General features: G+C 72.5%; 13 protein-coding genes. 2 read left to right on the top strand and 11 right to left on the bottom strand.

Features of this window, described 5'->3' with window-relative positions; genetic code table 11:
• Positions 1–79: 79 nt before the first annotated feature.
• Entirely contained in the window at positions 80–997 is a 918-nt protein-coding gene (locus tag QNO07_RS25150; protein WP_283994714.1) for a S41 family peptidase, read from the bottom strand.
• Between the two features lie 232 nt (positions 998–1229).
• On the opposite strand from QNO07_RS25150, the gene QNO07_RS25145 reads away from it, so the two are divergent.
• Together QNO07_RS25145 and QNO07_RS25140 are read left to right on the top strand one after the other, a co-directional pair.
• On the top strand, positions 1230–1637 hold the full coding sequence (locus QNO07_RS25145; RefSeq protein WP_283994713.1) for a hypothetical protein: 408 nt from the start codon (positions 1230–1232) through the stop codon (positions 1635–1637).
• Positions 1638–1719: 82 nt separating this feature from the next.
• Entirely contained in the window at positions 1720–2037 is a 318-nt protein-coding gene (locus QNO07_RS25140; RefSeq protein WP_283994711.1) for a DUF6191 domain-containing protein, read from the top strand.
• A 271-nt stretch (positions 2038–2308) separates the two neighbouring features.
• Here QNO07_RS25140 and QNO07_RS25135 read toward each other — a convergent pair whose 3' ends face one another.
• The 10 genes from QNO07_RS25135 to QNO07_RS25090 form a co-directional block, all read right to left on the bottom strand.
• The gene (locus tag QNO07_RS25135) at positions 2309–4591 is read right to left on the bottom strand and encodes a bifunctional salicylyl-CoA 5-hydroxylase/oxidoreductase (protein ID WP_283994710.1); all 2283 of its coding nucleotides are present in this window, start codon (positions 4589–4591) and stop codon (positions 2309–2311) included.
• A complete protein-coding gene (locus QNO07_RS25130) occupies positions 4570–5403 on the bottom strand; it encodes an enoyl-CoA hydratase family protein (RefSeq protein ID WP_283994709.1) in 834 nt (277 codons plus the stop codon). The genes QNO07_RS25135 and QNO07_RS25130 overlap by 22 nt, the downstream gene beginning before the upstream one ends.
• Positions 5404–5500: 97 nt before the next feature.
• The gene (gene argF / locus QNO07_RS25125) at positions 5501–6502 is read right to left on the bottom strand and encodes an ornithine carbamoyltransferase (RefSeq protein WP_283994708.1); all 1002 of its coding nucleotides are present in this window, start codon (positions 6500–6502) and stop codon (positions 5501–5503) included.
• 196 nt (positions 6503–6698) lie between these two features.
• Complete coding sequence (gene arcA / locus QNO07_RS25120) at positions 6699–7919, bottom strand: arginine deiminase (protein WP_283994706.1); 1221 nt, start codon at positions 7917–7919, stop codon at positions 6699–6701.
• Positions 7920–8056: 137 nt separating this feature from the next.
• Entirely contained in the window at positions 8057–9094 is a 1038-nt protein-coding gene (mmuM, locus tag QNO07_RS25115; RefSeq protein WP_283994705.1) for a homocysteine S-methyltransferase, read from the bottom strand.
• Positions 9091–10014: an LLM class F420-dependent oxidoreductase gene (locus QNO07_RS25110; protein WP_283994703.1), complete on the bottom strand. Its 924-nt coding sequence runs from the start codon at positions 10012–10014 to the stop codon at positions 9091–9093. Before QNO07_RS25110 ends, mmuM begins: the two co-directional genes overlap by 4 nt.
• 262 nt (positions 10015–10276) lie before the next feature.
• Entirely contained in the window at positions 10277–10654 is a 378-nt protein-coding gene (locus QNO07_RS25105) for a nucleotide pyrophosphohydrolase (RefSeq protein WP_283994701.1), read from the bottom strand.
• Positions 10651–11916, bottom strand: a complete 1266-nt coding sequence (locus QNO07_RS25100; RefSeq protein WP_283994699.1) for an AAA family ATPase — start codon at positions 11914–11916, stop codon at positions 10651–10653. Before QNO07_RS25100 ends, QNO07_RS25105 begins: the two co-directional genes overlap by 4 nt.
• A 51-nt stretch (positions 11917–11967) precedes the next feature.
• Positions 11968–12357 carry a cell division protein SepF gene (locus QNO07_RS25095; RefSeq protein WP_283994698.1) on the bottom strand — a complete coding sequence of 130 codons (390 nt, stop codon included), beginning with the start codon at positions 12355–12357 and terminating at the stop codon, positions 11968–11970.
• A 155-nt stretch (positions 12358–12512) separates the two neighbouring features.
• Entirely contained in the window at positions 12513–13424 is a 912-nt protein-coding gene (locus tag QNO07_RS25090; RefSeq protein ID WP_283994697.1) for a TVP38/TMEM64 family protein, read from the bottom strand.
• Positions 13425–13632: the final 208 nt, after the last annotated feature.

Raw genomic sequence — 13632 nt, 5'->3', positions numbered from 1 at the left:
GCACGCGACGACGGAGCTGGGAGTGCGTGTTTCTGATCCTCGGACCCGATCACAGCGGCCTTGGGTTCTCGGCTGTGCCCTACCCGCAGGCAGCCTGGCTGGACAGCCAGGCTGTCGCAGCCTCCATCACCGGATCCTGTCTGCTGCCTCGGCCATGGTTGTCGGCTACTTCTTCGTCGGGTGGGATGGCCTCGTCGTACGTGCGGCCGGTGCGGTCAGCATCCTTGGCCACGGTCAGGTTCAGGACGGCCCCATCGGACAGTCGATGCGGCCTGTTGCTGGTGGGGACACCGGCAGTGGCCTCTCCGAAGGACCGCGTAGCCGGACGCCCGCGGAAGGCCACCGCCACCGCCTCACCGGAGCTGGCCGTGGAACTGTTGACGAGTACGGCGACTGGCGCCGTTCCCTCTCCGATCGGATCGCTCGGCCCCCAACCCGTGGACTCTCCGTCAAGTCGCGGAATCCCGCTCTCCATCGACCACACGAGCTTCTTGCCGCGGGCATCGACAAAAGCACCGACGTCACCGTCGCCGAGAACCGGGCCCACGACAGCCAGCATCGGCCACATGTTTCCACCATGGTTCCGGCGAAGATCGACCACCCAGCCACATGCCTTCGGCCGATCGGCCTTCGCCAGGGCGGCCCGGCCTTCCCTCACGTACTGCTGAGAGACCTCCTCCGATCCCTGCACGCCGGGAAGCGACAAGTACCCCACGCGGCCAGGCAGCGCACGCCCCTCCACCGGCACGCGGACAGGCGCCTCGTCCTCCAGGTAGTTCGCGACGCTCTCCGGATCGTAGAAGCGGCTATGGCCGTCTTCCAACGCGCTCAGGGCCGCTTCGACCGCCGGATGGGTGTCGACCGGACGCTTGGCACTGCCGGCCTGCGCGAAAGCCGCCCGTCGCACGTCCGCCCAGTCGACGTCGTCTCGACGCAGGGCGTTGTCCTCCATGATGGTCAGCGCTTCGGAGAGATAGGACCGGGCCTCGGCAGACATCTGTGCACCGGGCGAAGACGGCTCCGCTCCGGTGCACCCGCTCCCAACAGCCAGAACACAGGCCAGCCCGACAGCTCTCAGACGCAGCGAACGCCCCTGTCTCACACGCCCCCCACTGCCGGCTCCTTGGGTATTCGCCGACCCTAACGTCTGACACCCTTCCGCCATAGGTCGTCCGGTCCGGAAGCAAGCGCTGAGGACCAACCCGTGGAGGTTCCTGGACAGGAGGGTCATGGAGTTGTTTCCATCGATGTCGAACCGCCTGGCGAACAGCGCCCTAGGCGTTCTTCCGGCAGTCGGAGGCCTCGCTTACGCGGTCCAGGCAGAGGGCGGCGTCCAGCGACTTGTGGCCTGGCTCGCCGTGATCGGCTCGACCAGCCTCGCGGCTCGCGGATACCGACTCGGCGTTACGTGTGACCGCACCACGGCGACGATCCGCGGCTACCTGCGGACGAGGGTGATCGAGAAGGAGCGCATCACCGGAATCACGGACTTCCCCGCCGTCAGCTGGACGACTCGGAGCGGGCGCCGCCGGTGGACTCCGATCTCGGCATTCCTGACCAGCCCGGCCGAGACCGCGGGAACCCGGATGTCGAAGGAGCAGAACACCGCGAAGCTGCGGCGATGGGTGAGGTCGTAGCCGATCGAGGTCGGACGGTTGATCGAGGTCGGACGGTTGTGCGTCGCACTGGTCTGGACCAGACTGGGGTCGGGAGGGACACATGACCGGTTTCATCGTGTTCATGACGCTGCCGGGGCTGGTCATCCTGCTGGTGGCGGTGGCGTTCGTCGACCAGCTGATGCTGCGGGCCGGGCGGGCCGGCATCCTGCCCTGGTTCGGCCCTGCCCGCGGGGGACGTGTGTCGGCGACGGGGTTCGAGATGCTGCACGCCAGCCTGCTCCCCGGCAAGGAACACGAGTTGCAGCAGCGGGAGACGATGACGATGCTCCGCGACGAGGAGGGTGACGGCGCTCCCCCGGTGTCCGAGGTCGACCTGGACCAGGGTGTCGCCCTCATCCGCGTCGAACGCCGTTCCTGACCGCGGAGCCAGCCGCAGCCCGCCGTCGGACAGCACGCGAGAACACCCACGGCTCCTCCCAGGCCGGGCGCTGCCGGTGCGAGGGGACGCGGCGGCTGGCCGGTCGGCGGGCGGGTAACCAGCCGGGACGAAAGGCTCAGACCGAAGGTCGATCGTCTTGCCCTTCTTCACCTCTTCCAGGCGTGGCGTCGGCCGTCAGCCTGGAGTCGTGCAGGACCTTCGCTTTGATCACGGCCCCGCCGTGCGCATCTCGTGGCCGACATGCGCACCCTCACAGTGCGAGGCGGGGCTTCGGGGCGTCGGTACGGCCGGTGGGCGGGGGGCGGCGGCCCGCTCGGTAGGGGTAGGGCCAGGGTGCGCCGGGGCCCTCGTAGCCCTGCTCCGCGGCGGCGTGCAGCGTCCATTGCGGGTCGTACAGATGGGGGCGGCCGAGCGCGCAGAGGTCGGCGCGGCCCGCGAGCAGCAGCGAGTTGACGTCGTCCCACGAGGAGAGGGCGCCGACCGCGACGACGGGCACGCCGAGGGAGTTGCGGATGCGGTCGGCGAACGGCGTCTGGTAGGACCGGCCGTAGTCGGGTGCCTCGTCGGCGACCACCTGGCCGGTGGACACGTCGAGCGCGTCGGCGCCGTGGGCGGCGAACGCGGCGGCGGCGGTGAGCACGTCGTCGAAGGTGATGCCGCCCTCCGCCCAGTCGGTGGCGGAGATGCGCACGGTCAGCGGACGGTCGGCGGGCCAGGCAGCGCGTACGGCGTCGAGGACCTCCAGGGGGAAGCGCAGCCGGCCGGCGAGGTCGCCGCCGTAGGCGTCGGTGCGGTGGTTGGTCAGCGGGGAGAGGAAGCTGGACAGCAGGTAGCCGTGTGCGCAGTGCAGTTCGAGCAGGTCGAAGCCCGCGCGGGCGGCCCGTTCGGCGGCGGCGGCGAACGCCTCGCGGACGGCGTCCAGCCCGGCCTGGTCGAGTTCCTGCGGGACCTGGCTGACGCCGGGGCGGTAGGGCAGCGCGGAGGGGGCGACGAGCGGCCAGTTGCCACTGGGCAGCGGGTCGTCCATGCCCTGCCACATCAGCCGGGTGGAGCCCTTGCGTCCGCTGTGGCCGAGCTGCACGCCGACGGCGACACCGGGTGACGCCCGGTGTGCGAAGTCGGTGACGCGCCGCCAGGCGGACTCCTGGTCGCTGTTCCACAGGCCGGTGCAGCCGGGGGTGATGCGTCCCTGCTCGGTGACGCACACCATCTCCGTCATCACCAGACCCGCCCCGCCCATGGCCCGGGTGCCCAGGTGGGCGAGGTGGAAGTCGCCGGGCACCCCGTCCTCGGCGGAGTACATGTCCATCGGGGAGACCACGACCCGGTTGCGCAGTGTCAGACCGCCGAGCCGGAAAGGAGTGAACATCGGCGGCGTGCCGGCCGGTACGCCGGCCTCGCGTTCCACGGCGGCGGTGAACAGCGGGTCGCGTAGGCGCAGGTTGTCGTGGGTGACGCGGCGGCTGCGGGTGAGCAGGTCGAACGCGAACCGGTGCGGCGGGCGGTCCAGCCGGTGCGCCAGTTCCTCGAACCACTCCAGGCTTGCCCGCGCGGCCCGCTGGGTGGACGCCACGACCGGGCGGCGCTCCTGCTCGTAGGCGGCGAGCGCGTCCGGGACCCGGTCGTGCTCCCGCAGGCAGGCGGCGAGGGCCAGCGCGTCCTCGACGGCGAGTTTGGTGCCGGAGCCGATCGAGAAGTGCGCGGTGTGGGCGGCGTCGCCGAGCAGCACGGTGCGGCCGTACGACCAGCGCGCGTTGGTGACGGTGCGGAACGCCGACCAGCGGGAGGTGTCGCCGCGCAGCGGCCGTCCGCCCAGGGCGTCGCGGAACAGCTCGGAGCACCAGCGGATGGAGTCGGGCACGTCCCGGCTGTCGAGGCCGGCGGCCCGCCACACCTCCTCGCGCATCTCGACGATGACGGTGGAGGCGTCAGCCGCGTACGGGTAGCCGTGCAGTTGCACGGGACCGTGGGCGGTGGTGGCGATCTCGAAGCGGAAGGCGTCGAAGGCCAGGTCGGCGGCCAGCCACAGGTAGCGGCAGCGGTGGGTGGTGGAGTGGGGCCGGAACACGTCCCGGTGGGCTTCGCGGGTGGCGCTGTGCACACCGTCCGCGCCGATCACCAGGTCGTGTCCGTCGGCGAGGCGCGCCGCGGGCGGTGCGGGGGTGCCGAAGCGCAGCCCCACGCCCAGTTGCCGGCAGCGCGCGTGCAGCACGGCGAGCAGCCGGCGGCGGCTGAGGGCGGCGAAGCCGTGCCCGCCGGATCTCAGGGTGCGGCCGCGGTGCACGATGTCGATGGCGTCCCAGCGGACGAACTCGGCGCGCAGCGCGTCGTGGACGACGGGGTCCGCGTGCTCGATGCCGCCGAGGGTCTCGTCGGAGAGCACCACGCCGAAGCCGAAGGTCCGGTCGGCAGGGTTGCGTTCCCACACGGTGACCTCGCGGTCAGGGTCGAGCCGCTTGAGGAGGGCCGCGGCGTACAGGCCGCCGGGGCCGCCGCCTACGACGGCGATCCTCACGGCGTGCCGTCCTGCCATTCCGGCGGGCGCCGCTCGGTGAACGCGGCGTGGAACTCGGCGTAGTCGGCGCTATGCATCAGCAGGGCCTGGGTGGCGGCGTCCATCTCGACGGCGGCGGAGAGCGGCAGGTCGAGTTCGGCGGTGAGCAGGGCCTTGGTCTGCGCGTGGGCGAGCGCGGGGCCGTCGGCCAGGCGCCGGGCCAGCCGGCGGGCCTCCTCGTCGGCCGTGCCCTCCGCCACCGCGTAGCTGACCAGGCCGATGCGTTCGGCCTCCTCGCTCCGGACGGGTTCGCCGAGCATGAGGATCCGGGTGGCGTGCCCGAGTCCGACGACGCGCGGCAGCAGGTAGGCGGCGCCCATGTCGCCACCGGACAGGCCGACCCTGGTGAAGAGGAAGGAGAACCGGGCGGTCGGGTCGGCGACACGGAAGTCGGCGGCCAGTGCCAGCACGGCTCCCGCCCCTGCGGCGGCCCCGTGCACCGCCGCGATCACCGGGAACGGCGCTTCGCGCAGGGCGCGGACGACCTGGCCGGTCATGCGGTTGAAGTCCAGCAGCGGACCGGTGTCCAGTTCCAGGGTGCGGCCGATGATCTCCTCGACGTCGCCACCGGAGCAGAAGCCGCGCCCGGCCCCGCCGAGTACCAGGGCCCGGGTGCCGCCCTCCCGGGCGAGTTCGCCGAGCAGGTCGCGGAGGTCGGCGTATGCCTCGAAGGTGAGCGCGTTGAGCTTCTCCGGACGGTCCAGGGTCACGGTCACCACACCGCGGTCCCGCCCGACTCTCAGGTGTCGCCATTCTTCGGTGCTGCGCGCGGAACCGGTGAACGGGCTCATACCGTCGAAGGTATCACCGGTTCCTGACTGTCGTCACGAGTGCGCGATACACGGCGCCGACCGGCGGGTGCGCGGGCCGCGCCTACGGACCGGACGGTCAGTCGGCCAGGGTCGCCACCAGGACGGCCTTGATGGTGTGCAGCCGGTTCTCCGCCTCGTCGAAGACCACCGAGTGCTCGGACTCGAAGACCTCGTCGGTGACCTCCAGCGAGTCGAGGCCGTGCCGCTCGTGGATCTCGCGGCCGAGCGCCGTGCCGAGGTCGTGGAACGCCGGCAGGCAGTGGAGGAAGCGCACCGAGGGATTGCCGGTGGCCCGCAGTACCTCCATGGTGACGGCGTACGGGGACAGCAGGGCGATGCGCTCGTCCCACACCTCCTTGGGCTCCCCCATGGACACCCACACGTCCGTGAGGACGAAGTCGGCACCCCGCACGCCCTCCTCGACACCCTCGGTGAGCGTGATCCGGGCCCCGGTCCACTCGGCCAGCTCACGCGCCCGCGCCACCACCGGCTCGGCAGGCCACAGCTCCCGGGGCGCGACGATGCGCACGTCCATGCCGAGCAGCGCACCGGTCACCAGGTAGGAGTTGCCCATGTTGCTGCGGGCGTCTCCGAGGTAGGCGTAGGCGATGGCCTTCAGCGGCTTGTCGCAGTGCTCGGTCATGGTGAGCACGTCGGCGAGCATCTGCGTCGGGTGCCAGTCGTCGGTGAGCCCGTTGAACACCGGCACCCCGGCGTGGGCGGCGAGTTCCTCCACGACGTCCTGACCGCTGCCCCGGTACTCGATCCCGTCGAACATCCGGCCCAGCACCCGGGCGGTGTCCTTGATGGACTCCTTGTGGCCGATCTGCGAGCCGGAGGGATCCAGGTAGGTGGTGGACGCGCCCTGGTCGGCGGCGGCGACCTCGAAGGCGCAGCGGGTACGGGTGGAGGTCTTCTCGAAGATCAGCGCGATGTTGCGGCCGGTCAGCCGGGCGCGCTCGATACCCGCCCGCTTGGCGGCCTTCAGCTCGGCAGCCAGGTCGACAAGGTGACGGAACTCCTCGGGGGTGAGGTCCAGCTCCTTGAGGAAGTGGCGGCCCTTGAGGTCTGTCGCCATGCGGAGGCTCCTAGGTCGGGATGCGGGTACGAGGGCGAGTGGAAGTATATACAGTGGAGCGTATCTGTATACGGAGGGGTGGCGGAGCCGGGCCGAGGCAGCGAACGACCCGCACCGGCGGGCGGTGCGGGTCGGCCGCCGCTGGTAGCGCAGCGAGTGCCGCTTGTGTCACAGGCGTCACACAAGCGACGCCGCGTCACACGGCGTCGCGCTGCACGGGGCAGCTCATGCAGCGCGGGCCGCCCCGGCCGCGGCCCAGCTCACTGCCGGGGATCTCCAGCACCTCGATACCCTGCTTGCGCAGGTGCGTGTTGGTGGTGACGTTGCGCTCGTAGGCCACCACCACTCCCGGCTCCACTGCCAGCACGTTGCAGCCGTCGTCCCACTGCTCCCGTTCGGCGGCGTGCACGTCCTGGGTGGCGGTCAGCACGCGGATCGAGTCCAGGCCGAGTGCGGCGGCGATCGCCCGGTGCATGTGCTCGGCAGGGTGGTCGGTGACCTTCAGCTCCTGCTCACCGCCGGGTTCGATGGTGTACGACGGCAGCATGCCCAGCCCGGCGTACTGGGTGAATGTGTCCGCGTCGATCATCGTCATCACCGTGTCCAGGTGCATGAACGAGCGGCGCTTCGGCATGTCCAGGGCGACGATGGTCCTGGCCGCACCCGCGGCGAACAGCGAGCGGGCGAGCGTCTCCACGGCCTGCGGCGTGGTGCGTTCGCTCATCCCCACCAGCACCGCCCCGTTGCCGATGACCAGCACGTCACCGCCCTCGATGGTCGACGGGTGGGTACTCTCCCCGCGCGACCAGAAGGTGAACCCGCCCTCGCTGAAGAGGGGGTGGTGCCGGTAGATCGCCTCGAAGTGCACGGTCTCGCGCTGCCGCGCGGGCCAGCGCATCGCGTTGATCGCCACCCCGTCGTAGATCCACGCCGAGGTGTCCCGGGTGAAGAGGTGGTTCGGCAGCGGGTTCAGCAGGAAGTCGTCCGGCTCCATCACGTGGAAGCGCACCGAGGCGGGCTCGGCGTGGCGGGTCAGGAACTCCCTCTTCGTCGCACCGCCGATCAGCGCCTCCGCCAGTTCCGCCACCGGCAACTGCTCGAAGGCCTCCCGCAGGTGGCCGGTGGCGAGCGGACCGTACTCCTTCTCGTCGAAAACGCGGTCCATCACCAGGGCACGCGCCGCCGGCACGTCCAGGGTCTCCGCCAGCAGGTCGGCGAAGAGGTGCACCTCCACGCCGCGCTCCCGCAGGAGCGCGGCGAAGGTGTCGTGCTCCTGCTGCGCACGGCGCACCCACAGCACGTCGTCGAACAGCAGGTCGTCCATGTTGGTCGGGGTGAGCCGCTTGAGCTCCAGCCCCGGGCGGTGCAGGATGACGCGGCGCAGCCGCCCGGCTTCGGAGTCCACGTGGAATGCCATCCCCCCATCCTGGCGGAGCCGGCAGGCGAACGCTCGTGCATCGGCGACCCACCTGGCGCCGATCCGCCGGGCGGGCGCCTCGGGCGGCGAGGGCCACCGGGGCCGTGCCCGGCGGCGGCAGGGCGGACGGCCGCTGCTCAGCGCGGCTTGCGTCCGGCGGCCGGGCCGCCCAACTGCGCGGCGATGCGGGCGATGTGCGGGGCTCCGACGCGGCAGCAGCCGCCGATCAGCCGGGCTCCGGAGGCACGCCAACGCGCTGCGGCTGCCGGCTCGAAGGTGGGCGTGCCCTGCCAGCCACGCCTCACCGCGTCCCAGTGCTCGCCGCTGTTGGGATACACCACGGCCGGCTTGCCGCTTGCGGCGACGGCGAGCGGCACCGCCGCGTCGGCGTCCTCGGGCAGGCAGCAGTTCACCCCGACCGCGATCACCTGGTCGATGCCCGCCGCGACGCCGAACGCCTCCTCCAGCGACTGCCCGGCCCGGGTCCGGCCGTGCGCGACGGTGTAGCTCAGCCACACCGGCAGCCCGCAGCCCTCCACCGCCCGCAGCAGCGCCTCGGCCTCACGCACGTCCGGCACCGTCTCCAGCGCCAGCACGTCCGGCTCGGCCGCGGCGAGCGCGGCCACCCGGGGCCGGTGGAACCGGACCAGTTCCGCGGTGCTCAGCCCGTACCGCCCGCGGTACTCGCTGCCGTCGGCGAGCACCGCGCCGTACGGACCGACCGACGCGGCGACCCACCCGGCTTCCGGGCCCGGGACGGAGGCGGGGTCCCGGTGTGGGAACGGGCCCGGGTATGGGAACGGGTCCGGGTCAAGGGAGGGGTCTGTTGCCGACTCCCGTCCTGGGGCGTGGCCCGCCGGGGTGGCGAGGGCCGAGCGGGCCAGGTGCACGCTGCGGGCGAACAACCGTTCCGCGTCAGCCGTGTTGATGCCGCGGCGTGCGAACCCCTCGAAGGACGCCTGGTAGCTGGCGGTGATGTGGACCCGCGCCCCGGCCCGCGCGTAGGCGGCGTGAGCAGCGGCGATCTGCTCGGGCGCGTCGGTGAGCAGCCGGGCCGACCAGAGCTCGTCGGAGAGGTCGTTGCCCATCTCGGCGAGTTGGTGGGCCAGTCCGCCGTCGAGCACCTGCGGCCCCTGGGCGAGCGCGTCGGCGAGCGGGAGCGCGGGGCGGGTCATGACAGCTGCGACTGGACCTGCGAGGAGATCAGCTCCAGGTGGTCGAGGTCCGCCAGGTCCAGCATCTGCAGGTAGACGCGGGAGCAGCCGATCTCCTGGTAGCGGCCGATGCGGTCCACCACCTCGTCCGGTGATCCCGCCAGTCCGTTCTCCTTCAGCTCGGCCACGTCCCGGCCGATCACCGCCGCCCGGCGGGCGATCTCGCGGTCGTCCTTGCCGACGCAGGCGACCAGCGCGTTCGAGTACACGAGGTCGTCGGCCTTGCGGCCGTGCTCGACCGCCGCAGCCCGCACCCTGCCGAACTGGCGGTCGCTGTCGGCGACAGACGCGAACGGGATGTTGAACTCGTCGGCGTAGCGGGCGGCGATCCGCGGAGTGCGGGTCGCACCGTGCCCGCCGATGAGCACGGGAATCCTGGACTGGGCGGGCTTGGGCAGGGCGGGTGAGTCGGTGAGCTGGTAATGGGTTCCCTCGTAGCTGAACTTCTCCCCGGCGGGCGTGTTCCACAGCCCCGTGATGACGGCCAGCTGCTCCTCCAGCCGGGCGAACTTGGCCTTCGGGAAGGGAATGCCGTACGCGGTGTGCTCGGCCTCGAACCAGCCCGCGCCCAGACCGAAGTCGACCCGGCCGCCGGACATCGCGTCGACCTGCGCGACCTGGATGGCGAGCACCCCCGGCAGGCGGAACGTGCCCGCCGTCATCAGCGTGCCCAGCCGGATGCGGCTGGTCTCCCTCGCCAGGCCCGCCAGCGTGATCCACGCGTCCGTCGGGCCGGGCAGCCCGTCGGCGTCGCCCATCGCCAGGTAGTGGTCGGAGCGGAAGAAGGCGTCGAAGCCGAGATCCTCGGTCGCCTTGGCGACCTTGAGCAGGGTCTCGTAGTCGGCGCCCTGCTGCGGTTCGGTGAAGATACGTAGGTCCATGCCCCCATCCTGCCCCCTCACGCTGCGAGGACCCGTGCGCGGGGCGGTCGCCGCCCGCTCCGCGCGAGCAGCGGTCCAACGACGGGAAGGCGCCCCGCCGACGGTGACGTTCCGCGAAGTTCTGCGGAGTTCCGCGACGTCCCCCCATGCCCGCTCCCCCGCACCTCGCCCGTCCGGTCACGACCCAGGGTGCATCTCTTCGGCAGCACTCGCACGGACCGCGTGGAATCTGTGGACAACAGGCCGGTCGTGGACAGTTCCCTCACTCGAACGAGTGGTTACCGCCTACCGGGAAGCGCTGTTCGTTGCGCTCGATCTTCGCCTCCAGGGCGGCCAGCGGGTCGATACCGAGCGTCTCGCAGAACTGCAGCAGGTACGCCAGGACGTCGGCGACCTCGTCCTCCACGCGCGCCGCACGGGCCGGGTCGGACATGACACGTGCCGACTGCTCCGGGGTGAGCCACTGGAAGATCTCGACCAGTTCGCCCGCCTCCACGCTGAGCGCGGCGGTCAGGTTCTTCGGGGTGTGGTAGCGGCCCCAGTCACGGGCGGCGGCGAACGCGGCCAACCGCTCCTGGAGTGCGGGGACATCGCGGGGCGGGCCGGGTGAGGCGGGGTCCGGGGACGCGGCAGTGCTCATCCCCCAGGTGTACCACTGCGTGCGGCGGCCTCCTCGGCCGCCGGGTACTCCTCCGCGCAGGCAGGGCCGTCCGGGGCGGCGGCCGAGCCGTCCGGACGGGCTGCCCGGGCGCCGCCGAGCCGCAGCACGCACGCCCCGGGGACGGTCCGGGCCGCCGACACGTCGAAGAGCGTGCCCAGCAGACGCAGGTCCCCCTGCGCGCAGACGCGTCCGGCCAGCGCCAGCAGCGCCTGCGTCTGGCGCTTGTCGAGGCCGCGGTCGAGACCGTCGGCGAGCACCAGCACCGGCAGCCCCGCGTCCGGCACCCGGCCGACCGGGCCGGAGTCGAGCAGGTCGGGGCCGCCCAGCAGCGCCAGCACCAGCGCCGTGTAGCGCAGCTCACCGTCGGCGAGCCACTCCAGCGGGGTGCGTCCCGCCCGGCCGCGGTCGGCGACGGCACGCACCAGGCCGCCCTCCGCGCCCTCGCAGCCCTCGGCCCGCAGGTCCCGGACGTCGGGGCCCGCCCACCCGGCGCTGGCCGCGGCCAGCAGGGCCGCGTGTGCGGCGGCCGACCCGGTGCGGTGGCGGCGCAGGACCGCCGCAAGGTTGTCGCAGCAGCCCCGCAGCAGAGCGTCTCCGGGGGCGACCGCCGCCCGCATGCGCTCCGGACGGGGGTCGCAGCGGAACACCGAACGCAGGGCCAGCACCGTCTGCTCGGCGGCGGCGAGGACCTGGCGCTGGCCCTCGGTGGTTCCGGCCACCCGCAGCGGGAGCAGCGCGGTCGCCAACCGGTCGTCGGGCAGCGGCGCCCGGGTCACCGGGTTGCTGCCCGCCGTGTGCCAGGCGGCCTGGACGGTGCGCCTGCCGGGGTCGCGCAGGGCGGTGGTCAGCAGGGTGCGGTCACCGCAGACGAGCCGTTCACCGACGACTCTCAACTGCGGTTCGGCCTGCACCGCGATGTCGAGGTGCACCTGCCCCGCCGGCCCGGTCACGGTGCAGCCCAGACGGAAGCCGCGACGTCCGGTGCCGTCGGGCCTGGCGGTCAGCGGCACGCAGGCCGCCGACCCGCCCGGTGCCGAGTCGAACACCTCGTGCACGGTGTCGCCGGCCGCGAGGCGGGCCAGGGCGGTGTGCGCCTCCAGCACGGTGGACTTGCCGCTGCCGCTGGGGCCGGACAGCAGCGTCAGCGGGCCCAGCGGCAGACGGGTGCCGCACAGTCCGCGGAAGGCCGAGAGGCGCAGTTCGGTCACGGCCGGCCGCGGTGCGGCACCGGTTTCGCTCATAGCCGGGGAAGGTATCGGCGGCCGGGTACGCCGAACCGTTACGGCGGATGATCATTCCTGCGAACGGGTGACGGCTGGCTCCTCCACCTCCGTACCGGCGGGCGTCAGCAGGAAGACGTTGGTGTCCACGCGGTGCATGCCGCTGGCCCGGCCGAAGACGACGCCGCTGCAGAAGTCGAGGATGCGGCGGGCGACCTCACTCTCCGCGGCACTGAGGTCCAGCAGCACCGGAATGCTCGCCATGAGGTGCTCGGCGACGTCCCTGGCGTCGGAGAAGGTCTGCACCCGCAGCACCACGAACTGGCGTGGCTGGGCTTCGGGTTCGGGCGCCGGGCGCGCGGAGTGGGCGGGCCAGGTGGGCCACTCGTGGTCACCGCGCAGAGGGACGACCTGGGCAAGGCCCTCCCACTGCTCGTCGGTCGCTTCGCTGGATATCCGCATCCCGCGAGTGTAGGGAAAAGCAGATCATTCCCGCACACATCCGGTGTTCCGCTCCGGCGTGTCGCCCGTGGGCGACAGTCGCGTCCGACGACGTCCCGCCGTCTGCCCGCCCCTGCCACCGCCATGCGGGCGCGGTGCGCCAGGCGTGCACGAGGTCAGCTCGCGCCGGGCGCGCCGGGGCCGTCGGGGTGGTCGGAACGGGGCGCGGGTGCGGGGGCAGCGGCGGGTGCGGTGGGGGTGGCCGGCGCGCTCCGGGCCGCCGGACCTGCGGCGGGCCCGGGGGTGGGCAGGGGCCCGGCCGTCGGGGAGGGGTGTCCGGGGGCGGTTCGGCGGGCCAGCCACCAGCCCCCGACGGTCAGCGCCAGCAGCCCCGCCATCGACCACCACAGGGCGGGCGAACCCGGGTCGGTCAGCGAGCCGCCCAGGCCCGCGTAGACCACGGTGGCGGGGGCCGTGCCGACCACGGTGGCGGCCAGGTAGGGGGTGAATCGGACCGCGGTGACGGCCGCCCCGTAGTTCACCGCGGCGAACGGGAAGACGGGGACCAGGCGCAGGACCAGCACGGCGGCGAAGCCGCGGCGGGACAGCCGCTCGTCAAGGTCCGCGAGACGACCCGAACCGGCCAGTCTGGCCACCGCCGGACGGCCGAGCCAACGTGCCAGGCCGAAGCAGAGGGCGGCGCCCACCGTGGCCCCCACCAGCACGGTCGCCGAACCCAGCGCGACGCCGAACAGCACCCCGGCGGACGCGGTCAGCACGGACCCGGGAACGAACGCCGCCTGTGCGACCGCGAAGACCAGTGCGTACATCAGCGGGGCCCAGAGCCCCAGTGAGGCGACCCAGGTGTTCAGCCCGCTCAGCGTCTCTCCGCCGTCCTTCACCGCCCAGTAGCCCAGTCCCGCGACGAGCAGGAGCAGCAGCGCCAGCCGCAGTGCCGTGCCGCGCGTCAGCGCGGGCCGGTCCGGGGCGGCAGCGGAGCGGTTCGCGCCGGCCGGGCGGGCACGCGGGTCCGAGGCGTCCGCGCCGTCCTGCCCGGCGGGGCGAGCGTGCCGCTCCTTCCGATGCACAGCGGTGGCTCCTTCTTGTGCGCGTCTTCTTGTGCGCGTCTTCTTGTGCGCGTCTTCTTGTGCGCGTTCTTCTTCACGCGGCCGGCGCGGGACCGGACCGGGCCCCGTCCTTCGTTCGTCCCTCCGCATGTGACATGGCAACGCCTGAGTTCCCCGATTATCCGGAACTAGTGCGTCCACTTCCATTCGGACCACCCGCTCAGCCGTG

It is taken from the genome of Streptomyces sp. 549, assembly GCF_030124175.1.
Classification (GTDB): domain Bacteria; phylum Actinomycetota; class Actinomycetes; order Streptomycetales; family Streptomycetaceae; genus Streptomyces.
Note: the sequence above shows the minus strand (reverse complement) of the source record. Positions and strands in the feature narration are given on the sequence as shown.

What these genes read in the sequence shown, in the direction of transcription:
- QNO07_RS25150 (WP_283994714.1), bottom strand. Translation starts at nt 997, where the DNA reads ATGTCTGCCGAGGCCCGGTCCTATCTCTCCGAAGCGCTGACCATCATG.
- QNO07_RS25145 (WP_283994713.1), top strand. Translation starts at nt 1,230, where the DNA reads ATGGAGTTGTTTCCATCGATGTCGAACCGCCTGGCGAACAGCGCCCTA.
- QNO07_RS25140 (WP_283994711.1), top strand. Translation starts at nt 1,720, where the DNA reads ATGACCGGTTTCATCGTGTTCATGACGCTGCCGGGGCTGGTCATCCTG.
- QNO07_RS25135 (WP_283994710.1), bottom strand. Translation starts at nt 4,591, where the DNA reads ATGGCAGGACGGCACGCCGTGAGGATCGCCGTCGTAGGCGGCGGCCCC.
- QNO07_RS25130 (WP_283994709.1), bottom strand. Translation starts at nt 5,403, where the DNA reads ATGAGCCCGTTCACCGGTTCCGCGCGCAGCACCGAAGAATGGCGACAC.
- argF (WP_283994708.1), bottom strand. Translation starts at nt 6,502, where the DNA reads ATGGCGACAGACCTCAAGGGCCGCCACTTCCTCAAGGAGCTGGACCTC.
- arcA (WP_283994706.1), bottom strand. Translation starts at nt 7,919, where the DNA reads ATGGCATTCCACGTGGACTCCGAAGCCGGGCGGCTGCGCCGCGTCATC.
- mmuM (WP_283994705.1), bottom strand. Translation starts at nt 9,094, where the DNA reads ATGACCCGCCCCGCGCTCCCGCTCGCCGACGCGCTCGCCCAGGGGCCG.
- QNO07_RS25110 (WP_283994703.1), bottom strand. Translation starts at nt 10,014, where the DNA reads ATGGACCTACGTATCTTCACCGAACCGCAGCAGGGCGCCGACTACGAG.
- QNO07_RS25105 (WP_283994701.1), bottom strand. Translation starts at nt 10,654, where the DNA reads ATGAGCACTGCCGCGTCCCCGGACCCCGCCTCACCCGGCCCGCCCCGC.
- QNO07_RS25100 (WP_283994699.1), bottom strand. Translation starts at nt 11,916, where the DNA reads ATGAGCGAAACCGGTGCCGCACCGCGGCCGGCCGTGACCGAACTGCGC.
- QNO07_RS25095 (WP_283994698.1), bottom strand. Translation starts at nt 12,357, where the DNA reads ATGCGGATATCCAGCGAAGCGACCGACGAGCAGTGGGAGGGCCTTGCC.